Origin of the sequence: Haliea sp. E17 (assembly GCF_048323675.1) — a bacterium.
Lineage (GTDB): Bacteria > Pseudomonadota > Gammaproteobacteria > Pseudomonadales > Halieaceae > Mangrovimicrobium.
The window spans coordinates 20,137-45,613 of record NZ_JBLWFK010000001.1; the positions used below are offsets into that span (position 1 = coordinate 20,137).

A 25,477-nucleotide genomic window follows, 5' to 3' on the forward strand; every position below is an offset into this window, starting at 1 on the left:
CGCCCTAACCCAGCATGGTGCCGGGCTCCTCGAGGAAGCCCTTGAGCGCGGCCATGAAGCGGGCGGCCACGGCGCCGTCGATGATGCGGTGGTCGCTGGACAGTGACAGGCTGACTACCGTCGCTGCCTGCCAGCTGCCGTCGCGCCACACCGGGCGCGGTTCCCCGGCGCCCACTGCGAGGATGGCACACTGCGGCGGGTTGATAATGGCGTCGAACTGCTTGACCCCGAACATGCCGAGGTTGGAGACACTGAATGTGCCGCCCTGGAATTCCTCCGCCTGCAGCCGGCCGAGTTTGGCACGGGTGGCGAGGTCGCGTACTTCGTTGGAGACCGCCACCAGGCCTTTTTTGTTGGCGCCGCGCACGATGGGGGTGATCAGGCCGTCGTCCAGGGCCACCGCGACGGCGATGTCGGCGTCGGCGAAATAGCGGACCTGCTCGCCGTCGAACTGCACATTGACCTCGGGCACGCGAACCAGCGCGCTGGCGCAGGCCTTGATGATGAAGTCGTTGACCGAAATCTTCGCCTCGCTGTGGGCGGCGTTGAGGGCCGTGCGCAGGGCCAGCAGGGCATCCAGTTGCGCGTCCACCTGCACCCGGAAGTGGGGGGCGGTCTGCTTGGACTGCTGCAGGCGCGCGGCGATGGTCTTGCGCATACCGGAGAGGGGACGCTCCTCGAATGCCGGTGCGGGGGCGGCCTCGGTCACTGCGGTGACCGGCAGGGTCGCCCGCCCGTTCAGCGCAGCGCGGGCCTCGACATCGGCCTTGCAGACCCGGCCGCGGTCGCCGCTGCTGCGGCAGTCGTTCAGGTTGATGCCCAGTTCCGCGGCCAGCCGGCGCGCCACCGGGGTGGCGGCGACCGCGCTGTCGTCCTGCGCCGCGGTATTGCCGCTGGCGGGGGAGGGGGTGAGCAGGGTACCGCCGGCGGCGGCGACCGCGGCCTCCAGGTCGGCCTTGCTGACCCGGCCGTGGGGGCCGCTGGCGGGGATATTGTTCAGGTTGACGCCAAAGTGGGCAGCCAGCCTGCGGGCCACCGGGGAGGCGGCCACGGCGCTGTCATCGGGACCGTCAGCGAGGGCAGAGAGATTGCCCTTTGCCGCGGGTGCTGGCGCGGGCGCCGGAACCGGTTCGGGGACCGCCTGCAGCACCGGTGCGGCGGCAGAGGCGGGCACTTCAGGTGCCGGGGCAGGCGCTGGCGCGGGTTCCGCCGCGGGAGCGGCGCCAGCGAACTGGCTGACGAAGGCTTCGATATCGGTTTCGGCGGTACCCGCCGGGGCGAGCACCCCGAGTACAGCGCCCACCGGCAGGTTTTCACCCGGGTTGGCGATGATGCGCTGCAGGACGCCGGAGGCCGTCGCTGTCACTGTATTGACGATCTTGCTGGTCTCGACGTCGACCAGGTCATCGCCCTCGGTGACCTCGGCGCCGACGGCGACATACCAGTCGCCGACCAGGCCCTCGGTCATTTCCATGCCCCACTTGGGCATCGTGATTGTCTGGATCTGGCCGCTCATGGTTACGCTCCCAGTACGTCGCGCAGGGCCTGTTCGATGCGCGCTTCGCTGGGGATGTAGGCATCTTCCAGGGAGGGTGCGAAGGGCACCGGCGTATGCGGGGCGGTGACCTTGCGGATCGGCGCGCGCAGGCTGCCGAAAGCGCGTTCCGCGACAATCGAGGAGATATCGGCGGCGAGGCTGCAGCGTTCGTTGGCCTCGTCCACGATCACCAGCCGGCCGCTCAGCTCGACGCTTTCCAGTATGGCCTCGTCATCCATCGGCGACACGGTGCGCGGATCGATGACATCGATATGGATACCTTCCTTCGCCAGCTTGTCGGCCACGGCGATGGCCTTGGGCACCATGGCGGAGATGGCGACGATGGTGGCGTCGGAGCCCTGGCGGGGGAAGGCCGCCTCGCCGAAGGGGATGGTGTAGGGGGCGTCGGGCACCTCGCACTTGGCGTCGTAGAGGCACTTGTGCTCGAGGAAGATCACCGGGTCGTCGTCGCGGATGGCGCTGATCATCAGGCCCTTGGCGTCGTAGGCGTTGCTCGGCATCACTACCTTGAGGCCGGCGATGTGGACCACCACCGGATGCAGCATGTTGGAGTGCTGGGCCCCGGCGCGCATGCCGGCGCCGACCGTGGCGCGGATCACCATGGGGGTCCTGGCCTTGCCGCCGAACATGTAGCGAAACTTGGCGGCCTGGTTGAAGATCTGGTCGAAACACACGCCGATGAAGTCGAAGAACATCAGTTCGGCGACCGGGCGCAGGCCGGTGTTGGCAGCGCCGGCGGCGGCGCCGATGATGGCGGATTCGCTGATCGGGGTGTCGATGACGCGCTCGCGACCAAACCTGGGCATCAGGCCCTTGGTCACGCCGAAGACGCCGCCGTAGGCGTCGTCCTGGCCGGAGCAACCGGCGCCGCCGGAGACTTCCTCACCGAGCACGATCACGGTGGGATCGCGCTCCATTTCCTGGTACAGGGCTTCGTTGATGGCCTCGCGGTAGGTTTTCACCGACGATGTTGCCGTGGCTTCAGTATTCACGGCCTTTTGCGGCTGGTTCATGGCGGGCCTCCCTTAATATGAACAGTAGACGTCGGTGGTGAGTTCGGAGACCGCGGGCAGCGGCGACGCCAGCCCTTCCTCCACAGCGCGCTCGATCAGGGCCGCGACCTCGTCGTCGATGCTGTCGAGCTGGGCGGCCTGCAGCCAGCCCTCGCCGGTGACCCGCTCGCGGAAGAATTTCAGGCAATCGCGATCCTTGCGCAGCTGGGCGATTTCGCCCTTGGCGCGGTACAGCTGCGGGTCGCCGATGAAGTGCCCGCTGAAACGGATGATGTCCGCTTCCAGGGCGCTCGGGCCGCCGCCCTCACGGGCGCGCTGTACGGCTTTTGCAGTGGCTTCATAGACCGCGAAGAAGTCGGCGCCGTCCACTTTCTCGGCGGGCATGCCGAAGGCCGCGGTGCGGCTCGTGATATCGCGGCTGCCCACGGCGTAGTCGGCGCCGGTGCCTTCGCCGTAGCCGTTGTTCTCGAAGACGAAGAGGTGCGGCAACTGCAGCACCACGGCCAGGTTGAGCGCTTCCATGACGGTGCCCTGGTTGGAGGAGCCGTCGCCGTTGAAGGAGACCGCGACCTTGCCGGTCTTCAGGGTCTTGGCGGACAGGGCGGCGCCGTTACACAGGGGCGGCCCACCGCCGACGATGGCGTTGGCGCCGAGCATGCCCTTGTCGATATCGGCGATGTGCATGGAACCGCCCTTGCCTTTGCACAGGCCGTCGGCCTTGCCCATGATCTCTTTCATCATGCCGATCACGTCACAGCCCTTGGCGATGCAGTGGCCGTGGCCACGGTGGGTGCTGCCGATGATGTCGGCATCATCGAGGTTCATGCAGACACCGATGGCGATCGCTTCCTGGCCGTCGTAGGCGTGGACAAAGCCGGGGATATTCCCGGCTTCAAATTCGCGGGTGACCCGCTCCTCGAACAGGCGGATGGTTTTCATGCCGCGATAGGCTCGCAGGAGGAATTCGGGGCTGTAGGACATTGCTGCCTCCGGACTTGGGGTTATCGTTTTAGATCCGGACTGACTATAGTGACTGGGTATAAAAAAAGCAAGCATGTTTGTTTAGATACAAGATGGTTTTTTTGCGTTATGATTCGTCCCAGCCCCATTCGGGGAGCGGTGACCGTCGGTGAGTTTCAGGAGTGAACAGGCAATGGCAGTGGCTAAAAAGACAACAAAAGGGAAGGGAACCCGCAGCACGCAACGCCGGGGCGATGGCTGGCAGGCCGAGAAGAGCGCGCTGACCCGCAAGGCCATCCTCGACGCGGCGATCGAGTGCCTGGTCGAGCGCGGCTACAGCCAGACCACCACAGCGATGATCGCCGACCAGGCCGGGGTGTCCCGCGGCGCCATGATGCATCACTTCCCCTCCCGCTTCCTGGTTATCCGGGCGGTGATCGACTACCTGCACGAGCGGCGCCTGGAAGAGTACAAGACCCTGATGGCGGGTATCGACACCCCGGAATCCAGCCTCACCCGGGACGCCATCAGGAAATCGGTGGAATCCGCATGGCGCTACGTCAACCTGCCGACTTTCGTCGCCTACCAGGAACTGCTGTTCGCCTCGCGCACGGACCCGGAGCTGAATACCGAACTGCAGCGCACGGAAAAGGACGTAGAGAAACTCTTCCTGGAGACGGTCAAGCAGACCTTCCCCCACTGGGAGAAACTCAATGTCCTGGAACTGGCCAACGACCTCGTCCAGTTCACCATGCGCGGCATGGCGCTCAGCCACATGGCAACCCGCAAGCAGGCGCGGGCAACCCGCATGATCGAGCAGATCACCGACCAGCTCGAGTCACTTTATACCCGGGCGGCGGAAGGCAGGCTTTAATACCTTTCGCGTTTCACCAGGTAACCTCACTTTAGGGTTCCGGGCTTTTGAGGTTCGGAATTCCTTGCGGTTTTTTTGAACTTCTGCGGCCTGGCGGCCGCGGCATTGGCGCCGGATGGTGCATGTCTTTTGCTCCATTGCGGGCGCTTGCGGCGCGTAGGCCTGTTGGTGCCCGGAATTGCCGCGTGGCTGTCAGGTTTTGAATGAGTCTTGAGATTACATGCTACTTCACTGCACGGTAGCTATTGTGGTGGGCTGGCGCATCGCGGGGGTGAGGCGGATCCGCTGCAAGATCGAGTTCGCACCGACGCCCTCCAAGTCCGCAAAGGACATGCACCACCCGACGCCAATGCGGGTGCCAAACGACGACTGAAGGAACTACGCACTTACTTGCTTGCGGGGTTACCCCCGCCCGCAGGCCACGCAGCGGCCGCCAGGCCGCCCCACGCAGCCCCCACTCCACCCACTTGCGATAAATAAAAACATTCTGTACTGTTTGCAAAAACATAACGCTGCCCCAGGCAGCCAGCGAGGTACAGTTATGGGTCGTCTGGACGGCAAAATCGCTTCCATCATCGGTGCCGCCGGCGCCGGCAACATGGGCCAGGTGATCGCCCGCCGCTTCGCCCAGGAAGGGGCCAGAGTGGTCGTCTCGGGACGCCACGCGGAACCCCTGAAGGCACTGGCGGAGGAGATTGGCGGCGACTGGGTCGAGTGCGACCTGTGCAGCCGCGAATCGGTGAACGCCATGTTCGATAGCATCGTGGCGCGCCACGGGCGCGTCGATATCGCCGTCAATGCCACCGGCTGGGGCCTGCTCAAGGCCACCGAGGATACCACCGAAGAGGAACTCGACCGGATCGTCGACCTGCAGTTCAAGGGCCCGTTCTACTGGTTGCAGAAGCTGATTCGGGTGATGTCGGAAACCGGTGGCTCGATCATCCAGATATCCTCCGCCACGGCGAAAATCATGCTCGACAACCACGCGGCCTATATGGGCACCAAGGCGGGTATTGACCACATCATACGCACCGTCGCCAACGAATACGGCGAGCGCGGAATTCGCGCCAACTCTATCTCTCCGGGCCTCACCGACACGCCGATGACTGCCGATGCGGTGCAGAGCGAATCCCTGCGCGAGAGCTTCCGCCGCTGCTATCCGCTGGGCCGCTACGGCACCAGCGAGGACATCGCGGCCGCTGCGGTGTTCCTGGCCTCGGACGAATGTTTCATGACCGGCGAGAACCTGCAGGTCAACGGCGGGCTGTGCCTGCGCCGCAACCCGCGCGCCCATGAGTTGATCGAGGCGGCAATCGCCGCCGGTGAAATTTCCGCTACATAAGCTCGGGACTCTGCCCTGTGGGCAACCCTAACCAATAATTCAGGAGAATAAGACAATGGCTCGACTCGAAGGAAAAGTGTGCCTGGTAACCGGCGCGGCCTCCAATCCCGGCCTGGGATACGCCGCGGTACAGCTGTTTGCCCGGGAAGGGGCGAAGCTCGCCATCAGCGATATCGACGAAGCCGGCCTGGAAGCCTGTGCCGCGGCGGCGCGGGCGGCTGGTGCGGAGGTCCTAGCCTTTCGCCAGGATGTAACCAGCGAGGAGGGCTGGACCCACGCGATGGATGCCATCAAGGATAAATTCGGGCGCCTGGACGTGCTGGTCAACAACGCCGGCATCGCCATGCTCAAGCCGCTCGCCGAGTTCACCCTGGCGGAGTACCACCGCCAGATGGACGTCAACATGACCAGCGTGTTCCTCGGCAGCAGGGCCGCGGCGGAACTGATGCGCGAAGGCGGTGGCGGTTCCATTGTCAACATGTCGTCGATCGCCGGACTCGTCGGCGTGCCGGGCGTGTCCGCCTACGGCGCCAGCAAGGGCGGGGTACGCCTGTTCAGCAAGACTGTCGCGCTGGAGTACGCGACAGCCGGAGTCCGCTGCAACACGGTCCACCCCGGCGTCATCGATACCAACATGCAGCAGGTGTCCATTCGCGACAATCCGGAAGTGTTCGAACAGCTCAAGCGGGAAATTCCCATGGGCCGCATGGGGCGGCCGGAGGAGGTCGCCCAGTGCGTGCTGTTCCTGGCGTCGGATGATTCTTCCTACGTGACCGGTTCGGAACTGGTGGTGGATGGCGGGCAGTTTGCCCAGTAGCATTAATTCAAATAAGCGTAGTGGGTGTGCGGGGTTGAATCTCGTGCCACAGCGAGAGTGTGGGCCGGGAGTGCCCTGCTGGAACCGTGTGGCGACATGGATGTCGCCACCCGAGCCTGCACATGGATGTGCGCTTTTTGGCGTGTTCCAGCAGGGCACTCCCGGTTCACGCTCGGTGGTCGGAGTCCGCTACCGGAATCTAGCTCCCGGCGGAAATTACACGGCTGGCGAACCAGGTCGCTGGGCAACCTGGAAAAAGCTCTTCATCCGTATTGATGGGCGTGCCTGCAACGCTCCAGAGTCGGTCTAACTGATAACCTGGGCGGGGTCGTCTCTGTCCAGCAACTCCTGAATCTCGAACACATTGCCATCCGGGTCCCGCCCGTATGTCGCCCGCACATTGCCGAATTCCTGCGGCGGGGCGTGGAAGCGGGTGCCGGCGGCCACCAGACGCTCGTAGACCGACTGGATGTCCGTTACGTCCAGGCACAGGTGGGTGTGCCCGTGGTTGCAGACCGGTCGCTGCGGGTCCATGGCAACGGGTTCCGGGGTCTTGAACTCGAACATCTCCAGGCACAGGTTGCCCAGCTTCAGCATTACCTGCCGCGCGGAACTGTCCTTCAGGCCCATGACCGCGTCGATCTGTGCGGTGCCCACCGGCCACTCGACCAGGCCGAGCTGCTCGAAGCCGATCAGGTCGCGGTAGAAGGCCAGCATCGGTTCCAGGTGTGGCGTGGAAATCGCCACATGGTGGACGCCGCGGATCATCCCGCGAGTTCCCCCTTACCGAGGTACTTGTCCAGGGTCTGGTGCAACTGGCGCACCCGGGATTCCTGGTAGTTGCCGAGGGTCTCGCCGGGCTTCACGCTGGATTTGAAACCGCGCTGCTGGGCGATCAGGTTGCCGGTGTCCTGGTCGTAGATGGTGGCCAGGCCGGGGTCGAAGCCGGGGACCGCGTGGAAGGACTGGTCGAAGTCCAGGTCCACCGGCTCCGCCGGGTCGGGGCGCTCGCCGGAGGCGGGCAGTGGTTGCAGGTAGAGCAGGTCGAAAAGGGTGGTATCCGGGTCGCTGCCGATGGGACGGAAACGGTAAACCATGGGGAACAGCAGGCTCGGAAACAGGCAGGTGTTGGGGAACAGGCTGTACTCGATGGCGTCGATGGTCTCGGTCACCGTCAGGGCGGAAAAGTCGCGCTGGTAGGCCGTGCCGAGGGTTTCCTTGAGGTAGTCGGCAAAGACTTCCCGGGCCCGGCCACCCTCGGGTACCCGAAGGCCGCTGTCCGCGCCGTGCACGCCCTCGACCACGCCCTCGGCCATCAGGGCGTCCAGGGTCTGCTGTTCGCTCTGCGGTTCGCGGATATGCGGGCTGGGAAAACCCACCAGGTGCACGAATCGCGAGACATGGTCGCCGTAGGTGTCGTACTGGGTATTGGCGTCGCCGACGGTAGGCACGCCCTGGGGGTGGGTTTCCAGCACGTGGTAGGACTCCAGAAAGGCCTCCAGGCAGGCTTTCCAGTTGGCCGGCAGCTTTTTGCGCACGTGCAGGGCGACGTACTTGTCGGACAGGTCCCAGTTGGCGAAATGCTTGGGAAGGACGCCGAGGAACTCCTTGAGCGGCCCCGCTTCGCGGTCGAAGTTGATAAAGACGAATCCGCCCCAGGTCTCGACCAGCAGTTCCGGCAGGCGGAAACTGGCGTCCTCCACATGGGGGAAATCCCAGCGGCAGGGCACGTCCACCAGTTCGCCTTCCAGGGACCAGGTAAAGCCGTGGAACGGGCAGCGCAGTTGCTGGCTGCTGCCGGTGCTGCCCTCGGGCTTGAGCTGGGTGCCGCGGTGCAGGCAGGCGTTGGGGTAGGCCTTGATCGCGCCGCTGTCGGTGCGCACCAGCAGCACCGAGTGCTCGCAGATCTCGTAGGTGATGTAGTCGCCGGGCTCGGGGATATCCTCTTCGCGGCAGGCCCACTGCCAGGTTTTCAGCCACATGTGCTCGACTTCCCGCTGGAAGAAGTCCCCGGAAGTGTAGCGGGAAAAGGCAATGTCGGCATCGCCAAGAAATCCCGTTGATTCCTCCAGTATGTGTGCGGGTGCACCGCCGCGGTCGGCGGCGATAATGTCGCGGGTGCTGGGGCCGGGGCAGCGGGCTGCGCCGGGCTGCTCTGCGGGTGACGGGCTGGCACTCATTATTGGAAGTCCTCGTCCGGGTAGTTTTTACTGCATTCGCCATAGGGCATTAGCCGGCGAATACGCACTGAAGCCAGAATGGAAACTAGCACCGGTTAAAAATAAAAACAAGCGTGTCTGAGTTTTTGTGGTAGAGTTCGGGGGCCGGCCAATAATCCCATAACAGGAGGAACACCCTATGCCGCACACCGGACCACTGGAAGACCGCGAACTGATTCGCGAACTGCTCGAACGTTACTGCGACGCCGTCAACCAGCGCGACGCAGAGGCCTGGGGCGCTACCTGGGCTGAAGACGCCGACTGGGAACTGCCCCATCTCGAGGTCAATATCTCCGGCCGCGCCGCCATCGTCGACGCCTGGAAGGAGGCGATGGAGATGTTTCCCTTCGTCAACATGATGTCCCAGGTGGGCAGCATTGAGATCGACGGCGACCGCGCCGTCATGCGTAGCTATACCGCCGAGGTGGCGGTGCTGCAGGATGGCAAGGAAATCCGCCCGCGGGGTGAATACCGGGATGTCTGTGTAAAGCAGAACGGGGAGTGGTTGTTCGCCCAGCGCAGGTTCAGCGTCCTGCACGGCGAGTAGGCCGCGGTTTCAGGGCCTTTTCTCTTGACCGGAGCACTTTTGGTATCTTGCGCCGCGGGTAGAGCGTGAGCCAGAACTGCCCCGCTGGAACCGTGTGGCGACAGGACGTCGCCACCCGAGCCTGCACAGGGATGTGCGCTTTTTGGCGTATTACAGCGGGGCAGTTCTGGATCGCGCTCGGCGAGCGAAGCACCCGGGGAGACGCAGAATCTTCAGAGAAAAAGTTCCGTGAGAGGCAAAGCGGCACTGGTAAATGTGCCGCGAGGAAAGCCCTCAGACCCCTGGCAGACCGGCAGTCGCTCCACCATCGATGACCAGTTCCGCGCCAGTCACGAACTGGGCGTTATCCGAGGCGAGATAAACCAGCAGTGCCACGACCTCTTCGCAGCGGCCCAGTCGCCCCACCGCGGCGACATTTTCCAGCATCGCACGCGCCGCGTCCGGGTCCGGGGCGCCGGCAATGGCGCCCTGGATCAATGGGGTCTCGATGACACCGGGATGAATCGAGTTGCAGCGGATATTCAGTTTCTTGTGTGCACAGTGCACCGCCACCGACTTGGCCAGCAGGCGCAGCGCGCCCTTGGTCGTGGAGTAGGTGACATCCCCGGCCAGGGCGAGAATCCCGTTCATGGAACTGTTCAGTATGATGGAACCGCCGGAACCCTCGGGATTGTCCTTCATCAGGGCGATGGCGTGTTTGCAGGTGAGCATGCTGCCGGTCAGGTTGACGTCGACGATCCGCTTCCAGGCGTCCAGTTCGACGCTTTCGATGTCGCTGTCGCCGTCGTTGATACCGGCGTTGGCAAAGGCGATATCCAGGCGTCCCATCCGGGAGCGGATGGTATCGCTGACTTCCTGCCAGCCCTCGGCGTCCTGGACCCGGTGGCGGACGAACAGCGCGCCGGTGTCTGCGCAGATCCTGTCCGCGGCTTCGGCGTTGCCGCCGGTGAATACCACCCGGGCGCCCTCGGCGACCAGTCCGCGCACGGCTGCAGCGCCGATGCCATTGGTCCCGCCGGTGACCAGCGCGACCTTGTTATCCAATTGACCCATGTTGACTCCTTCGCCCTGTCTGCTTTGCGGTAGCCGAACTGCTCGCGCAGGGCTTTGCGTATTGTTGTAACGCAGAAGCTTAACCACTCGGATATAAAAAAGCAAACAGGCTTGACTTTTATTTTCGCGGCACATACTCTTTTGTGAAATCGAGGCTTCCATTGCCATAACAAAAGCCGGCCCGATGGCATCCCGAGCGGTTCCTGCCGCCATGCCATACAGGCCTGAGAAGAGGATCTGCGGTTTCATGCCTACTATCGACGTCCACCACGACTGCACCGCGGATCCGCAGGCCATCTGGGACCTGATCGCGGATTTCGCCGATATCGAGGCCTGGTGGCCCGCTGACGGTGTGGTGCGTATCGAGCGGGTGGAAATCGAAGGGGAAGGCATTGGCCTCACCCGGCACATCTACAACGAAGGCATGCCAGCGCCGGTGAGCGAGCGGCTGGAATTCCTCGACCCGGAAACCTATACCTGGCGCCTGTCCATCGTCGGCGACCGCCCCGCGGGCATTCGCCGCTACCACGCACGGGGCCGCCTGTCGCCCCTGCCCGGGCAGGCCTGCCGGATCAGTTACCTCGGCGAATTCGAGGCTGAACCCGGCCGTGAAATGGAGGCCCGGCAGTTCCTGCTGGGCGCATACCAACTGATGTTCAACGGCCTGGAACAGGCCGCGACGCGCAACTGACCCGCGCGCCAGACAGATCCCCCCAACCGCTTCAGGAGACAGATAACATGATTGCGATTATTGCCCGTGTGGAAATCAACCCAAGGGACGCCGACCGCTACGTCGAGCTGGCCCAGGCGCTGGTGGAACCCACTCGCGCGGAGAAGGGCTGCGAGGTGTACGGCATGTCCCGGGACATCTGTGAGCCCAACGTGGTCTGGATCAGCGAGCAGTGGGAAACCCAGGAGGACCTGGACAACCACCTGCAAATGCCGCATATCAAGGATTTCCTGGAAAAGACCCACGACCTCGATGTGTTGTCCATGGACGACCGCCAGTACCTGTACACCTCCTGGGCGCCGGTGGTGCTGCCGGAATAACACGCAGTACACTGTGGCGAAAATAATATAAGGGAGTAGCGATATGGGAATGGCCAATCGGTACAACAGGCTGGTCGGACAGATGCTCGAACACGTCGAGCACAAGGGTACCGATGAAGCCGAGGGCGTAATGCGAGTGCCCTCCAGCAACTACACCGACCCCGCGCGCTGGCAGCGGGAAATGGACCTGGTGTTCAAGCGCCTGCCGGTGCTGGCGGGCCTGTCGGTTGAAATTCCCCAGCCCGGGGATTTCAAGACCATCGACATGCTCGGGATGCCCCTGCTGGTGACTCGGGCGCGCGACGGCAGTGTGCGGGTGATGCTGAACGTCTGCAGCCACCGCGCCATGACCCTGACCACGGAGCCCTGCGGGCACCGCAAGCTGTTCACCTGTCCCTACCACAGCTGGTCCTTCGACGGCGAGGGCAACCTGCGCGGTATCGCCGACGCGGAGAAGTTTGGCGATGTCGACAAGTCGCAACTGGGCCTGACCCAGTTGCCCGCCTACGAGCGCGGCGGCCTGATTTTCACGGTGCTGGACCCCGCCGCGCAGGATGTGGATTTCGACGCCTTCCTCGGCGGCATGATCGAGGACATCGAGGAAAAGCACTTCGACAAGTGGTATTACTGCGGCCAGCGGACGATGGCTGGCGCCAACTGGAAGGTCGCCTACGACGGTTACCTGGAAGGCTACCATTTCGCCGCGGCGCACCCGGAGACCATCCATCCGCGCAGCTACTCCAACATCATGCAGTTCGAGGCCTTCGGCCCCCACGTCATGATCGGTTTCCCCCAGCGCAGTATCGACAAGCTGCGCGAGGTGCCCGAGGAGCAGTGGTGGCAGCATGAAAACGACGGCTACGATTTTGTGCGCACCATCTTCCCCAACGTGTCGATTTTCGTGGCGCCGGAGATTACCTCGGTATCGCAGCTGATTCCCGGCCCCACCGTGAACGAGAACCGCACCATCGTGTATTTCCTGCACAAGGAGCACCCCGCCGACGAACAGGGCGCCGCCGAACTGACGCAGATGGTGGACTGGCTGGCCGGCGTGATAGACCGGGAGGACTACCAGGTCGGCCTGCAGGTGCAGCGGGGGCTGGAATCCGGCGCCCACCGCGAGGTGGTGTTCGGTCGCAACGAGCGCGGCAACCAGTACTTCCACCGCTGGCTGGAGTATTACCTGGCCGACGATCCCGACGCCCCGGTGCCGCAGCTGTGAACCTGCTGTGGCAGGGCGGTGCGGCGCAAGAAATCCCCACGCAGGAGCATGTGATGACCAATTTTCAACGGCTTTTCCCGGCGGAGGAGCTGGCCAGCAACAAGAATATCGCGGTGGATGTGAACGGCGTCAGCGTCCTGGTCTGTAACGCGGGGGGCGAATTCTACGCAGTGAAAAACCTCTGCACCCACCAGGCCTCGCCGCTGGAAGGCGGGCGCATCCGCAACTGCTATATTTCCTGCCCCCTGCACGGGGCGCGTTTCAACCTGAAGGATGGCTCCACCGTTGGCCAGCTGACCCAGACCCCGCTCACCACCTACCCGGTGCGAGTGGTCGACGGCCATCTGGAAGTCGCGGTGGACTAGGTGTCGGAATCACCCCGGTAACACCCCAGGCGCCTGCTCCCGGGCGGCGCCGACCACGATCCGGTATTTTCCAGGTACGGGCAGTCATGCGCTGCCCGGGGCCGCGCCGTCGCAGGGCGTCCGTTACTATAGCTGAAGGTCAGCGCCGCAGGCGCTCCGGGTTGGAAACCTGCGGAAACGTACCCTCAGGGGCGCTTACGGTTTGGCGTCGATCAGCCAGCCATAGATAAACAGCTCGATATCCTGCTGGAAAAACTTCTTTTTCTCTGCGGGAGAGAGTTTCACGTTATACAGGTGACGAAATCCTCCGGAGATCACGATGCCAAAGGTTGCGGCAGCGTGTTGCGGGTCTATCTTGCGCATTTTTCCCTGTTTGATCAGCTCGCTGAAATAGGGGGCTAGACGGTTTTGAAAAGCCGCGGTCAGGGTGTTGCGCGCCTCGAGGACGAGCTCGGGATAGCGGGAGGCTTCCGCGAGCATCAGACGGCGAATCTCCGTGTGGCGGGCTGTCGAGGCGTGGGCTTGCATGACACGCGCTGCTTCGCGAATGCTGGCGACAGGATCGTCCACCGCCAGCTGGAAGTCTTCAAGGCCCTCCTGCAGTTGCTTTGCCTCCCGGATCAGGACTTCCGCAAACAGGGCCTCCTTGTCACTGTAGCGTCGGTAGAGGGTTGCCTTGCTGATACCGGCACGCCGGGCGATGAGCTCGGTGGTGGCATTGCCGAGCCCATACTCGACAAAAATACTGCGAGCCGCCTCGATTATTTCTATCTCGCGGTCCGGGGAAAGTTGATTGGGTGCCCGGCGTTTTTCGTTGGATGGCATGGCCCTGGTTTCACGTCTCTACGTTAGTGGGGAATAGAATAATCCTTTATACCAGTTTCGTATAACGATTACCCAACAGTGTGTTGACAACTGGTTGGCTGATGACCCATAGTACACCAAACTAAACAAAACAGTTCAGTTTGTTTAAAGCCATATCGTTGGTTTGTATATGGAAACAATAATTCACTAACCACACAGGTCACGTAATGAAAAACTCACTCCCTATGCTTTATGGCTTCCGTGGCGCCAGTACTGCCGCGATGCTTGCTGGTGTCCTCGCAGCCAATGCCGTCCTTGCCCAACAACTCGAAGAGGTGATGGTCACCGCCCAGAAGCGGACCGAGAGCATGCAGGATGTCCCCATTGCCATTGCAACAGTGACGGGAGATTCGCTGGAAACGTTTAATGTCGTGAACCTGGAGCAACTGCGGGGCAGCATCCCCAATGTCCAGATCAACCACTTTGGCAACGCCCCCAATACTGCGGTTTTCAGTATCCGCGGTATTGGTGTGATAGAACCCGATCCCTATGCCGGCAATACAGTTTCAATCGTCATGGACGGTGTCCCACAGTATTTCAACCAGGTCGCCCTTCTGGACCTGTTCGATATCCAGCGCGTCGAGGTACTGAAAGGCCCCCAGGGCACTTTGTTCGGGGCGAACTCGACAGGTGGTGTCATCAATATCGCTACCGAACAGCCTACAGGGGAGTTCGGGGGCAAGGCGCGTTTGACGCTGGGCAACTGGAATCGCATTGATTCCAGCATTGCCGCAGATTTCCCGATTATCGAAAACGTGCTGGCAGGCAAGGTGACGTTCATGCAGCACAGTCGCGATGGCTGGATCAGGAATATCGTTGACGGGAAAGACATGGGCAGCCGGAATGTCACTGCCGGCCGGGGTTACCTGAAGTGGACGCCGACAGACGATTTCGACGCGACCCTGATTGCGGAAGTGGTCCGGGGCAGGGACGGTTCGCCAGTGATAGCAAACGGCGCGGTACCCACCGACCGCCTGTATATCCCCAACCTGGGATACGAGCGTCCTTGCAGTGACCAGCAGAGCGCTTGCGAGGCTCCGGACAAGTATCGCTCCGCCAACGACTCTACTCCCGACATGAATGATCTCGATTCCTATTCCGGCACGCTGACCATGAACTGGTTCAACACGGCTATTGGCGATGTCGTCTCCATCAGCAACTACAAGCAATACGCCCTGGAGAACTACACGGACCAGGACGCCAGCGCCGACTGGATAATGGATGTGTACCGGGACACCGAGGGTTGGCAGTTATCGCAGGAATTACGCACCACATTCAATCCGTCAGATCGACTCGAGATGATGATTGGCGGCTTTTTCATGCAGACCAACTACGAGCAGTTTCAAAGCGTGAGGCTCCAGGGCGTGGTTCCCGGCCTGACCCAGACCTATCCGCAGGAGCAGGACAACTGGTCGGCGTCGGTGTTCATGCAAAACTACCTGGACCTGACGGATTCCCTGGTTCTCCAGTTCGGTTTGCGCTACAGCGTGGAAGAAACCGAGATGGACGCGTCGACCTACAACTATGTCAGCCCCGACGGAATTGCCCAATGGTTTCCGGACTTCAACCCGCAAGGCGCCGTCGAAGCCGAGGGTGACGACACCTGGGAAAACCTTGGTGGGAAAATTGGCCTCGACTGGGCTGTCAACGAGGACCTGATGCTTTACGGGTACTATGCGCGCGGCTTCAAGTCGGGTGGTTTCGTTGGGCGGATAGGCATACCGGAAGATATTGGTCCCTTCGATCCAGAGACGGTCGATACCTTTGAAGTCGGGATGAAAGGAGACTTTCTCGACGGGCTCCTGCGCGCCAATCTGGCGTTGTTCTACAACGATTACAAGGACATGCAGCTCGCCCAGATTTACAACGTGGATCGCCCGGATGGCATTCGTATCCAGGGTAATTCGATCGTTAACGCGGCGGGTTCCACGATCAGCGGATTGGAACTGGACCTCACCGCCATTCCTACCGACCAACTGACACTGCGCGCGTCTTTCGCTTACCTGGATGCGGAGTATGACGACTTTGAACCAATTGACCCGGCTACCCAGCTCAGGGTGGATATGTCGGGACAGCCGCTACAGAACTCTCCCGAATGGACGGCCAGTGCGAGCGCGCGTTATGACATTCCCGTCGCCTCGGGCCTGGCGACAGCCGTGCTGGAGTACTCCTATACGGACGAAAAATACCTGACCAATTTGTTCAATCGGCCGCGCTCGCTGGTCCAGGAAACCCACCTGGTGAATGCGAGTTTGCAGTGGGCGCCGGATTCGGATGAGTGGTCAGTCTCGGTATGGGCACGGAATCTCCTGGACGAGCGCTATATCACCAGCGGCTTCGAGACGACAGGCTTCCAGGGATTTGTCAGCTATGCACCGCCCCGCGAAGCGGGAGTCAGCTTCAACTATCGCTGGTAGCGCAACGGAAGTACGCATCCCGCTTTTTTGAATACAAGGTACGAACGTCAAATGAAAACTGTTGCAGCTACAGAACATAATCCTGTTGCCTTCCCAGCGTTGTTCGCAGCGCCTGCCACTTCCACCGAGCTGTCGTGGAAGAGTGGCGCGGGTGCACTGGGCAGAGAGCCCGGTGGCAGGGGTATGCGACCTTCCCTGGGGCGCCACTTGCTCCTCGGATTGTTACTTGTCCCCAGCCTGCTGGTTAACGCCTCTGATCGCGTTGGCCGGACGGTGCAGGAAACCCATGAGCCGCGTTGGCCGGCCGCGATCAAGGCGCCTGCCGGGGCGCCCAACGTACTGGTCATCATGACCGACGATGTTGGTTTCGGAGCGACTTCTGCCTTCGGTGGCCCGGTCCCGACGCCCACTTTCGATGAACTGGCGGAGCAGGGGCTGCGTTACAACCGCTTCAACACCACGGCGCTGTGTTCACCGACGCGTGCCTCTCTGTTGACGGGTCGCTACCCGCACAATGTGAACATGGGAAATGTCACCAACCTGGCCACGGGTTACGACGGCTATACCACGGTCATTCCCAAATCCGCGGGTACCCTGGCGGAGATTCTCAAGCAGAGCGGTTACAACACCGCCATGTTTGGCAAGGGCCATCTCACCCCGGAATGGGAGATGAGCATGGCGGGCCCCTACGATCGCTGGCCGACGGGCCTGGGCTTTGAGTATTTCTATGGGTTTCTTTCCGCGGATACGTCCATGTGGAATCCCGGGCTGGTCGAGAATACCCGGCCCGTTGAGGCGCCAACGGATCAGCCGGGCTATCACTTCGACAGGGATATGGCGGACAAGGCCATCGCCTGGATCCAGGAGCAGCAAGCGGTCGCCCCGGACAAGCCATTTTTTATCTATTACGCCCCGGGCACGGCCCATACGCCGCATCATGCGCCGAGGGAGTGGCTGGAGAAGTTTCGCGGGAAATTCGACCAGGGCTGGGACGCGACACGCGAACAGACCTACGAGCGGCAAAAGGCGATTGGGGTAATCCCTGCTGACGCCGGGCTTTCACCGCGTGTCGACGAACTGCCGGCCTGGTCTTCCCTGTCGAAGGATCAGCGGCGGCTGTATGCCAGGCTGATGGAAGCCTATGCGGCGTCGCTGGCCTATACGGATTTCCAGGCCGGACGGGTGATCGATGCCATCCGGCAGACTGGCGAATTCGATAATACCCTGGTGATCTACATCCAGGGAGATAACGGCGCCAGTGCTGAAGGTGGCATGAATGGCCTGCTCTATGAGCAATCGACGATTACTGGCCGATCTGAAGATTTTTCCGAGTTGCTGGATAACATCGATGAAATCGGCGGCCCCAATGCCTACAACCATATTCCCGCGGCCTGGGCCTGGGCATTGAATTCGCCGTTTCCCTGGTGGAAGCAGGTGGCCTCCCAGGCGGGCGGAGTGCGCAATGGCGTGGTTGTTTCCTGGCCCGGGGTAATTGGCGACAGGGGTGGCATGCGGGGGCAGTATGCGCATGTCTCGGATGTAATGCCCACCGTGCTGGAGGCTGCCGGTGTCAAGGTGCCGGAGACCCTGAACGGCGTCGAACAGCAGAAGGTCGACGGCGTCAGCCTGCTCTACAGCTTCAACCACCCCGACGCGACGTCACGGCGCAACATGCAGGTATACGAGATGATGGAGAATTTCGGTATCTACCACGATGGCTGGATTGCCGGCACCCTGCCCAAGCGTGCTGCCTGGGAGGCCGGCGCGGCCGGAGAACGCCGGCTGGATGTGGGGGTCGATGAACGCAAGTGGTCTCTCTTCAACCTCGATGAGGATTTTTCATCGGCGGTCGATCTGGCGGAATCGGAACCGGTAAAACTGGCGGAAATGCAGAAGCTGTTCTGGGTCGAGGCCGGGAAGAACAACATTCTGCCGATACACGATTACAGCCAGGGCAGCGAAGGACGCCCCTCCATGGGCGCCGGGCGCAGCAGCTTCGAATATCCGGCGGGGATAAGCCGGATCAATGAGGATGCGGCACCGCACACCATCGGTCGTTCATTCACGATTGACGCTGATATTGTACTGCCCGAATCGACTGCCCATGGGGTAATCATTACCCAGGGCGGGCGGTTCGGCGGCTATGCCCTTTACCTCGATGATGGCCGGCCGGTGTTTCACTACAACGCGGTGGGGCTGGACCAGTATTCCATCCGCGCCAAACAGCGGCTCGTCGCGGGCAGGCAGCGGCTGACTGCCACATTCGTCGCCGACGACGCTACCCCCGGCACGCCGGGGACCCTCACGCTGTCCCTCGATGGCCGGGAGATCGCCAGCGGTCGGATCGAAAGGACCGTTGCCGGCTGGATGTCCCATACCGAGGGGCTGGATATTGGCCGTGACACGATCACGCCTGTCAATGACGACTACAGCATCGCTGGGAGTGTATTCACAGGCAGTATCGACAAGGTGACAGTACGGGTGCTAACGCTATCAGGGGAGGCCCCGTGACACCGGCTCTCGCTCCGCGGGCCTGCGGGGCGGCCGATCCGGAGATTCGTTTCCAGACCTCATAAGACCTTGGCCAGCCGGTGTTCAAAGGCCATCGGCTGGCCCTTTTTATTTGTGCCCGGGTGAGTGGTCGTGGACGCCAGAGGGGAAATTGCAGTGATGGAGCCCCGCTCTGTCGGCCATGTTGCCGATACCCCGGAGCCCCTGCGGTGAACCTGTCAGGACTGCCCTGTCACATGGCGCCCGGCAATGTAGCCGAAGGTCAGTGCCGGGCCAATGGTGCCGCCGGCGCCGGCATAGGCCTGGCGGGTCGGGCTGGCAATGCAGTTGCCGGCGCCGTAGAGGCCGGGAATCGGTTCGCCGTGCACGTCGAGTACCTGGGCGTGGTGATTGATCTGCGGTCCGCCGCAGGTATCCAGGGCGCCGGCGGCGAGGATGATGGCGTAGTAGGGCCCTTCCTCGGCGAAGGGGTGCATGACCAGGCTGGGGTAGGGGTTCTCCGGGTATGCGGTGCCGGCCCGGCGCGCTGAAAACAGTTTGTGCCAGTCGGCATCGTAGGCGTGGCTGCCGCGCTGGAATTCCTTGTCCACACCGGTTTTCGCATAGCCGTTGAAGCGCTCACGGCTTGCCTGCAATTCTGCCGCGAAGTTTTCATCGAGTTTGACGCCACCGCTGTGTTCCGCCACGTTTTCCAGGTGTTTCCCGATATTCGCGACCAGTTCATCCCAGGTTTCACCGCGGATGAGCGACCGGGATTCCCGCGGGCTGGTGGGCAAGGGGTAGGCGCCGCCGAAGGCGTCCAGGCTGCGCTGGTCGAACACCATGAACTGCAGGTGATTGGTGTACTCCTCGCGGGTCGGGTCCCAGTAGAAGTGGGTCCGGGTGCGGTCGTTGTAGTTGCGTTTCTCGTTGGTGACGCGACGACCGTATTTGTTGACCACGATCATCGAATCGCCGGGGAGGACGAAGCAGCACAGACCGCGGAAGCGGTTGGTGACAGCCTCCTCGAACTGGACCTGGGAGCGCCAGGCCATGTGCAGTCCGCCCATGGCGGCGCCCGCCGCGCCGGCAATGGCGATAAAATCTCCAGTGGCGCCGGGCATGGCGCAACTGCCGTAGAGGGCGGTCTGGTGCTCGCTGATCAGGCCGGCATTGTGAGCGTAGCCGCCGGTGCCGAAGATCACCCCCCTGCGGGCCTTGATTCGCAGGGTTTCGCCGAGCCTGTCGACCTCGACCCCGACAACCCGCTTGCCTTCCTTGACCAGGCCGGTGACGCGATGGTCGGTATGTGCCGGCACGCCATGGTTTTCGAGCCAGGCGACAAGGGTCGTTGCCAGCGGGCCTCCGCCCGCGCTGGAGCTGGCGGGTTCCATTGCGCGACCCCGGGGAACCTTGTTTTCCGGCAGGTGATCGGCGTAGTCCGGGGCGTAGGTGTCGAGCCCCCACATGGTGAATTCCTGGAACTGGATGACAGCGCTGTCCTGCAGGAATTCGACCATTTTCGAGCCGTTGTCGTAAAAGGCTTCCAGCAGCCTGTAGTTTGACTCGCTCAGGCCCAGGGTGGGGCTTTCCGCTGTGTAATGCTGGGGATAGGCGTATCGGGCGAGGTACCTGAGGCAGTCTTCTTTCCTGTCCTCGATGCCCCGCGCGCGCAGGTAGGGGTGGTTGGGAATCCAGGCGACGCCGCTGGACTTGAGGGTAGTGCCACCGGTCAGCGGCATTTTTTCCAGCAGGATGACCTCGGCGCCCGCCTGGCGCGCTGTTATCGCCGCGGCGCAGGCGGCAGCGCCGCTGCCGACGCAGACGACGTCGGTCTCGCGGTCCCACTTGACCTGTTCTGCTGTAGCAGCAACCGGGCCGGAGTGTGCACTGGATGCGCCGATGCCGGCCAGTGCGCCGGCGCTCGCAAGGAGTTGGCGGCGACGAAACCCGCGCCTGTTTTCGTTGCTCATGGTTGCTGCATACTCCTGCGATCGTGGTCACTGCGAACAAGCGCGTGGCCCCCGAATACGTTGGAGAGCTGGCCAGAATTCCTGCACTGGCAGCACTGGTTCCACACTCGTCGCGTTACTTCCTTCAACCGCTCATTGCGCAGCGGCCCGCCACCCGGCCGAAATAGGAGCCGGGCCCCAGGCTCATGCCGCTGGCATAGCTCTTGCCGCTTTTCGGAATGTGCGTCGTACAGGCGCCCGCGGCGAAGAGGCCGGGAATGACCTGGCCTCGGGCATCGACCACCCGGGCCTCGCAGTCGATTTTCAGGCCGCCCAGGGTGATGAACAGGTAGCTGGAGCGATCGAAGGAAATGTCGAAGGCCGCCCAGGGGCCCTGGTCCAGTGGTTTCAGCCAGTCGGCGTGCTTCTGGAACTGGGGGTCGCTGGCCTCCCTCGCGTGGCGGTTGTACTCGGCCATGGTCGTTTGCAGCGCCCCCGCCGGCATCTCCAGTCGCTGTTCCATTTCCTCGACAGTCTCGAAGCCATCGACCAGCTGGTGACGAGCGGTTTCGATTTCCGGGTAGGCAAAAATCTCCGCGTCGACAATCAGGTAGGCGCGCTGCTCCGGCTGTTCGGCAATAAAACCGCCGAGGCGGCCGTGGTAGCTGTCCTCGGCGACGAAGCGGTGGCCGTTGCGATTGACCACGATGCCCTTGATGAGTTGCCCCGGCGGGTAGATCGAGGCCGTGGCGATGACGCCGTCCATGGCCTCGGTGCGCCCGCCCGCCGCGCTGCCGAGCTCGATACCGGAACCGTCGCTGTAGGCGCCGCCGAGGGGCTCGCAGGTCTCGCTGTACTGGGGCCAGTGCGCACGCACCATGGTCTCGTTCATGGAGAAGCCGCCGGTGGCCATGACCACGCCGCGGTCGGCCCTGAAATAGCGGTCCTGGCCCTGCTGGCGGGCGCGAACGCCACAGATGCGACCTTCGCCATCGCGTATCAATGCGTTGACCTGGGTATCACAGGCACTGCGTACACCGGCTTCGGCGCAGCGGGCGATCAGTGCCTCCATGGCGGCGGAGCCGGGGCTTTCCCCTTCCTGCGCCACCTGGTGGCCGCGCGGCACCGGTCGCGCGATCTCCCGGTAGGGCCAGACTTTTTCGTTGCCGGTGCTCAGGAGACCCTCCGTGGTCAGCAGGAAGACAGCCTTGTCCTTGTGATAGCTGCGTTCGAAGGGAATCCCCTGGGTTTCCAGCCAGTCGAAGTGGGCGACATTGTCCGCGCAGTAGCGCTGTACCAGCTCGGCATCTTCGCTGCCCATGCTGGCGGTCATGAAGCGGTACATGTTGTCGGCGCTGTCCTCGAAGCCACAGGCTTCCTGTACCGCGGTACCACCACCGAGGTAGAAGATTCCGGAGGAAAGCGCACTCGCGCCACCGCCGGCACTCGAGCGTTCCAGTACCAGCACATCGCCCCCCGCCCGTGCGGCCTCCAGGGCAGCGCAGGCGCCGGCGATGCCATAGCCGATGACCAGCAGGTCACACTGGTCGTGAAACTCGGGGACTGCTTCGATACTGATGACTTTATCCTGCACGTTGCAATTGCCTCCTGTGGTTAGTCCAGTTGCAGGCCGATGTCGCCCTCGGCGTGAATACCTGCGAGTTCCCGGTGGGTGATGCGCCAGCCCTGTGGCGTGCGCTGCAGCCGGTCGCGGTACTCGCCCCAGACTGTGTGCAGGTTGCTCGCGTAGTCGCCCCTGCCCACATGAATGGCCTGCAGGTAACAGCTCGCCTGGGCCGTGTCGCCGTCGACCTCGACGCGCACCGTACCCAGCAGGTGCTGGGTGGGTCCGCACTGGTCCAGCACTTTCGACATCAGGCCCTTGATGGCCGCTATGCCATCGAAGTTGCCGACGCCCTCGTAGTGTGTGGTCGCGTCGGCGGTGAATACCGCGTCGAGCCCGTCGTAGTCGCGCCGGTCCAGTAACTCGGCGTAGAGTGTGAGTACCCGGTGGATGTCGGACTCGTCAGTCAATCGTTGCAGTGCGTCAGCGGCCATGCTCGGGCCTCCTGTTTTTGCTGGGTGTCGGGTAATCAGCGCACCACCGTGGGTTGTCCGCTCCAGGGGGTAACGGGTCCCGCGGATTTGTCGCGATAGGCGTCAGGCAGTTCCTCGACCATGTCCCAGACGGCGCCGAGGCGGCCGAAGCCGACGCAAAAGGCGACCCAGGCACCGAGCTCCACCAGCTGTGGCTCAGTAAAATAGCGGCGCAGGTTGGCGAAGTCCCGGTCGTCAATGGACAGGTGGTTGTTGGCGAATTTGTCCGCGTAGTCGAGGGCGGCTTTCTCCGCATCGCTGAGTTCGCCGGTGGCCGGCGGGTTTTCCAGTGAGCAGACAAGGTCTTCGGTAACCCCTGCGTCGACCGCGTCCCGGTAGCGAATGGCCATGCAACTGCGGCACTGGTTGTGAAAGGCCACCCGCAGCCGCACCAGTTCGATCAGCCGCTCCGACAGGCTGCGGTCGGCCTTGATGCCGGCGCCGAGGGCGATGATCCCGGCGGCGATCTCCGGGCAGTGCGCGAACATGCGCATGGTGCCGAGTTCCAGCGCGCTCGCCTCATCGGCGGCGAAACGTTCGCGCAGCCAGGCCGGCCATTGCTCGGGGGGAAGTTTCTCGATCCTGCTCATGGTGTCGGGGCCTCGTTGGCGACTTTGAATGCCAGCAGCACGTTGCCGGGCATGTGCTGGTTGAACATGTATCCGGAGTTCACGAACAGCATGCCGTTATCCAGCAGCGCAGCGGCGCCGCCTTCCAGGGCGCCACCCCTGCCGGGGAGCCCGGTGAGGGTTTCCGGGTAATCCCGGGCGGTATCGAAATCCCAGAGGATCTCGCCGTTGCGCACGTCGTGGATGCGCAGGTGTCCGTCGAGACTGCCGGCGATGGCGAGTTCCGGAGTCGCGGTGGGAACCGCGCTGTTACCGGGCATGCAGTAGGGGCGTCCCTCGCAGACGTCGACCGCGTCCCAGCGCCAGCGAATCTTGCCGGTGGCGATATCCAGCGCAACGACGCCGGGCATCGGTTGGCCGGTGTAATTGTTGCGGTAGGTCGGGTCGGCTATGGCGTCGGCGACCGGAACGATCAGGGCGTCGCCGGAGACGGCGACACCGAAATGCACGCCGCCAATCACGCCGCCGCGACCGGCCCGCTGTTTCCATACCAGGCCGCCATCCTCCGGATTGAGCGCCCAGACCATGCCGGATTTCTGGCCGGCGAGTACCAGTTCGCGGCCGTCCGCGCCGCTGGCGAGCAGGGCTGCGCCACCGAAGTCGAAGTCGGGGCCGTCTTCGGCGGGACAGTTGGTGGTATCTTCCAGAATACAGGCGCTATTCCAGGCATCGCCGCTGGTGGCCTGGAACACCCAGCGGGTGGCGCCGGTTTCCAGGTCCATGGCGATAATCGCGTCGCTGCTGCCGTTGGCCGGGGATGAGTAGTTTTCCCCGGTGCCAACGTAGAGTTGGCCGCGTTTGGCGTCGATTGCAGGCGAGTTCCAGATGGGGGCGCCGGAGGGTCCGTACTGCATGACGCCCGCGGCGTTTTCCTTCTGGGCGGCCGGCGGGTTTTCAATGGTGTAGGTTTTCCACAGCTGTTTGCCACTGGCCGCGTCGTAGGCGACGACGGAGCCGCGGAAGGAGCAGCAGCCGTAGGCCGGATCCGCCGCGGAGGTGACCTCGAGCGAGGAGACCGGGACATAGAGCTTGCCGCCAAACAGCGTCGGGGAACCGGTGATGGTCGCATTGGGATGGTCGTCCGGCCGTGCGCTCCAGACCAGCTCGCCGGTCTTCGCCGCGAGCGCGTAGACATTGCCGAGGAAATCACCGAAATAGAGCAGGGGGTTTACGGCGTCGCCAGGAGCCACCCATGGCGCAACCACGATAGCGGTACGCACTTCGCTGCGCGCCCTGAAATGCCAGCGGACACAGCCGCTCTCGCGGTCGAGGGCGTAGACGGTGCCATCCTGGCTGCCCACGTAGATAGCGCCTCCCGCGGCGGCGGGGTGCGAGCGGGCGCGCACTGCGTCGGGGAAGGCGAATACCCACTGCAGCTCCAGCCGGGACACGTTGTCGCGGTCAATGCCCGCCACTGCCGGGGGGATTTCCCGGCGATTGTCCGGGGTAAAACCCCAGCCGACCAGTTGCGGGGGCCGGCTGGCATCAAACTTGTCTGCCTGTCCGCTACACATCGGCAGCCGGGCTTCGCTGGCGCTGGCATCCGGGTCGCGCCCGGTCAGGTAGCGGACGACATCCCGTTTCTGCTGGTCGCTCAGGTGGCTCGCCTGGGCCTGCATGATACCGCTGGTAATCGCCGTATGGATGGTGCCGGGCGCCATGAATCCCAGCATGGAACGGCTGGGCGCCTTGGATACACCGGCTTCGTGGCAGACCGCACAAACTTGCTTGTAGGTGGCTTCTCCGGGCTGGCCGCTAGCGCTCTCTGTGGCGGGAGCCGGCGCACCGTGGGCCGGTATCCCGAGCAGGGCGGCGGAAGCTATCGCCGCACCGAGGTAGTGTTTGAAGAGCCGCCTGGAAAGGCTGGAAGAAAATTTTTCAGCAGTCCATGGGCTGGTAATACGTGACATAGAGTGTGCTCCGCCGGTGTTTGAATGTGTTATCGGGCTGAGATTTCCGGACAGGCAGGTGAGGCAGTACCGCAGCTTTCCAATGTTCGGATGTCCGC

22 protein-coding genes are annotated in these 25,477 nt (G+C 62.9%); 10 read left to right on the forward strand and 12 right to left on the reverse strand.

Annotated features, from left to right (window positions below; translation table 11 throughout):
- Window positions 1-4: 4 nt before the first annotated feature.
- From ACNKU3_RS00085 to ACNKU3_RS00095, 3 genes are read right to left on the reverse strand one after another with little or no spacing between them, the layout of a single operon-like run.
- On the reverse strand, window positions 5-1,516 hold the full coding sequence (locus ACNKU3_RS00085) for a 2-oxo acid dehydrogenase subunit E2 (RefSeq protein WP_418257357.1): 1,512 nt from the start codon (window positions 1,514-1,516) through the stop codon (window positions 5-7).
- A gap of 2 nt (window positions 1,517-1,518) precedes the next feature.
- Entirely contained in the window at window positions 1,519-2,571 is a 1,053-nt protein-coding gene (locus ACNKU3_RS00090; RefSeq protein ID WP_418257358.1) for an alpha-ketoacid dehydrogenase subunit beta, read from the reverse strand.
- A gap of 12 nt (window positions 2,572-2,583) precedes the next feature.
- Window positions 2,584-3,552: a thiamine pyrophosphate-dependent dehydrogenase E1 component subunit alpha gene (locus ACNKU3_RS00095; protein ID WP_418257359.1), complete on the reverse strand. Its 969-nt coding sequence runs from the start codon at window positions 3,550-3,552 to the stop codon at window positions 2,584-2,586.
- 172 nt (window positions 3,553-3,724) lie between these two features.
- Between ACNKU3_RS00095 and ACNKU3_RS00100 the strand changes: the two genes are divergently transcribed.
- From ACNKU3_RS00100 to ACNKU3_RS00110, 3 genes are all read left to right on the forward strand, one after another.
- The gene (locus ACNKU3_RS00100) at window positions 3,725-4,405 is read left to right on the forward strand and encodes a TetR/AcrR family transcriptional regulator (protein ID WP_418257360.1); all 681 of its coding nucleotides are present in this window, start codon (window positions 3,725-3,727) and stop codon (window positions 4,403-4,405) included.
- Between the two features lie 541 nt (window positions 4,406-4,946).
- A complete protein-coding gene (locus ACNKU3_RS00105) occupies window positions 4,947-5,747 on the forward strand; it encodes an SDR family NAD(P)-dependent oxidoreductase (protein ID WP_418257361.1) in 801 nt (266 codons plus the stop codon).
- A gap of 55 nt (window positions 5,748-5,802) precedes the next feature.
- Window positions 5,803-6,564: an SDR family NAD(P)-dependent oxidoreductase gene (locus ACNKU3_RS00110; protein ID WP_418257362.1), complete on the forward strand. Its 762-nt coding sequence runs from the start codon at window positions 5,803-5,805 to the stop codon at window positions 6,562-6,564.
- Between the two features lie 306 nt (window positions 6,565-6,870).
- On the opposite strand, the gene ACNKU3_RS00115 is transcribed toward ACNKU3_RS00110, so the two are convergent.
- A complete protein-coding gene (locus ACNKU3_RS00115; protein ID WP_418257363.1) occupies window positions 6,871-7,332 on the reverse strand; it encodes a VOC family protein in 462 nt (153 codons plus the stop codon).
- On the reverse strand, window positions 7,329-8,744 hold the full coding sequence (locus ACNKU3_RS00120; protein ID WP_418257364.1) for an aromatic ring-hydroxylating oxygenase subunit alpha: 1,416 nt from the start codon (window positions 8,742-8,744) through the stop codon (window positions 7,329-7,331). Before ACNKU3_RS00120 ends, ACNKU3_RS00115 begins: the two co-directional genes overlap by 4 nt.
- Window positions 8,745-8,922: 178 nt before the next feature.
- On the opposite strand from ACNKU3_RS00120, the gene ACNKU3_RS00125 reads away from it, so the two are divergent.
- Window positions 8,923-9,330: a nuclear transport factor 2 family protein gene (locus tag ACNKU3_RS00125; protein ID WP_418257365.1), complete on the forward strand. Its 408-nt coding sequence runs from the start codon at window positions 8,923-8,925 to the stop codon at window positions 9,328-9,330.
- Window positions 9,331-9,603: 273 nt separating this feature from the next.
- On the opposite strand, the gene ACNKU3_RS00130 is transcribed toward ACNKU3_RS00125, so the two are convergent.
- Window positions 9,604-10,383 carry an SDR family oxidoreductase gene (locus ACNKU3_RS00130; protein WP_418257366.1) on the reverse strand — a complete coding sequence of 260 codons (780 nt, stop codon included), beginning with the start codon at window positions 10,381-10,383 and terminating at the stop codon, window positions 9,604-9,606.
- Window positions 10,384-10,630: 247 nt separating this feature from the next.
- Here ACNKU3_RS00130 and ACNKU3_RS00135 point away from each other — a divergent pair, with 247 nt between their 5' ends.
- Genes ACNKU3_RS00135 through ACNKU3_RS00150 form a run of 4 tightly spaced genes read left to right on the forward strand, consistent with a single transcriptional unit; the run spans window position 10,631 to window position 13,020 of the window.
- The gene (locus ACNKU3_RS00135; protein ID WP_418257367.1) at window positions 10,631-11,074 is read left to right on the forward strand and encodes an SRPBCC family protein; all 444 of its coding nucleotides are present in this window, start codon (window positions 10,631-10,633) and stop codon (window positions 11,072-11,074) included.
- A gap of 47 nt (window positions 11,075-11,121) precedes the next feature.
- Complete coding sequence (locus tag ACNKU3_RS00140) at window positions 11,122-11,433, forward strand: putative quinol monooxygenase (RefSeq protein WP_418257368.1); 312 nt, start codon at window positions 11,122-11,124, stop codon at window positions 11,431-11,433.
- 49 nt (window positions 11,434-11,482) lie between these two features.
- On the forward strand, window positions 11,483-12,655 hold the full coding sequence (locus tag ACNKU3_RS00145) for an aromatic ring-hydroxylating oxygenase subunit alpha (protein WP_418257369.1): 1,173 nt from the start codon (window positions 11,483-11,485) through the stop codon (window positions 12,653-12,655).
- A 53-nt stretch (window positions 12,656-12,708) separates the two neighbouring features.
- A complete protein-coding gene (locus ACNKU3_RS00150; RefSeq protein ID WP_418257370.1) occupies window positions 12,709-13,020 on the forward strand; it encodes a Rieske (2Fe-2S) protein in 312 nt (103 codons plus the stop codon).
- Window positions 13,021-13,215: 195 nt separating this feature from the next.
- Here the strand turns inward: ACNKU3_RS00150 and ACNKU3_RS00155 are convergent, their stop codons facing one another.
- Window positions 13,216-13,845: a TetR/AcrR family transcriptional regulator gene (locus tag ACNKU3_RS00155; protein ID WP_418257371.1), complete on the reverse strand. Its 630-nt coding sequence runs from the start codon at window positions 13,843-13,845 to the stop codon at window positions 13,216-13,218.
- A 206-nt stretch (window positions 13,846-14,051) separates the two neighbouring features.
- On the opposite strand from ACNKU3_RS00155, the gene ACNKU3_RS00160 reads away from it, so the two are divergent.
- Together ACNKU3_RS00160 and ACNKU3_RS00165 are read left to right on the forward strand one after the other, a co-directional pair.
- On the forward strand, window positions 14,052-16,301 hold the full coding sequence (locus ACNKU3_RS00160; protein ID WP_418257372.1) for a TonB-dependent receptor: 2,250 nt from the start codon (window positions 14,052-14,054) through the stop codon (window positions 16,299-16,301).
- A 183-nt stretch (window positions 16,302-16,484) separates the two neighbouring features.
- A complete protein-coding gene (locus tag ACNKU3_RS00165; RefSeq protein ID WP_418257373.1) occupies window positions 16,485-18,812 on the forward strand; it encodes a sulfatase-like hydrolase/transferase in 2,328 nt (775 codons plus the stop codon).
- Window positions 18,813-19,030: 218 nt separating this feature from the next.
- Here the strand turns inward: ACNKU3_RS00165 and ACNKU3_RS00170 are convergent, their stop codons facing one another.
- The 5 genes from ACNKU3_RS00170 to ACNKU3_RS00190 all read right to left on the reverse strand — a co-directional run bounded on the left by ACNKU3_RS00170 (window position 19,031) and on the right by ACNKU3_RS00190 (window position 25,379).
- Window positions 19,031-20,764 (reverse strand): FAD-dependent oxidoreductase, encoded by a 1,734-nt coding sequence (locus ACNKU3_RS00170; protein WP_418257374.1) that lies wholly within the window; start codon window positions 20,762-20,764, stop codon window positions 19,031-19,033.
- 124 nt (window positions 20,765-20,888) lie between these two features.
- Complete coding sequence (locus tag ACNKU3_RS00175; RefSeq protein WP_418257375.1) at window positions 20,889-22,337, reverse strand: FAD-dependent oxidoreductase; 1,449 nt, start codon at window positions 22,335-22,337, stop codon at window positions 20,889-20,891.
- A gap of 20 nt (window positions 22,338-22,357) precedes the next feature.
- On the reverse strand, window positions 22,358-22,801 hold the full coding sequence (locus ACNKU3_RS00180; protein ID WP_418257376.1) for a nuclear transport factor 2 family protein: 444 nt from the start codon (window positions 22,799-22,801) through the stop codon (window positions 22,358-22,360).
- 35 nt (window positions 22,802-22,836) lie between these two features.
- Window positions 22,837-23,430, reverse strand: coding sequence for a carboxymuconolactone decarboxylase family protein (locus ACNKU3_RS00185; protein WP_418257377.1), 594 nt, complete (start codon window positions 23,428-23,430; stop codon window positions 22,837-22,839).
- On the reverse strand, window positions 23,427-25,379 hold the full coding sequence (locus tag ACNKU3_RS00190) for a PQQ-binding-like beta-propeller repeat protein (RefSeq protein WP_418257378.1): 1,953 nt from the start codon (window positions 25,377-25,379) through the stop codon (window positions 23,427-23,429). The genes ACNKU3_RS00185 and ACNKU3_RS00190 overlap by 4 nt, the downstream gene beginning before the upstream one ends.
- Window positions 25,380-25,477: the final 98 nt, after the last annotated feature.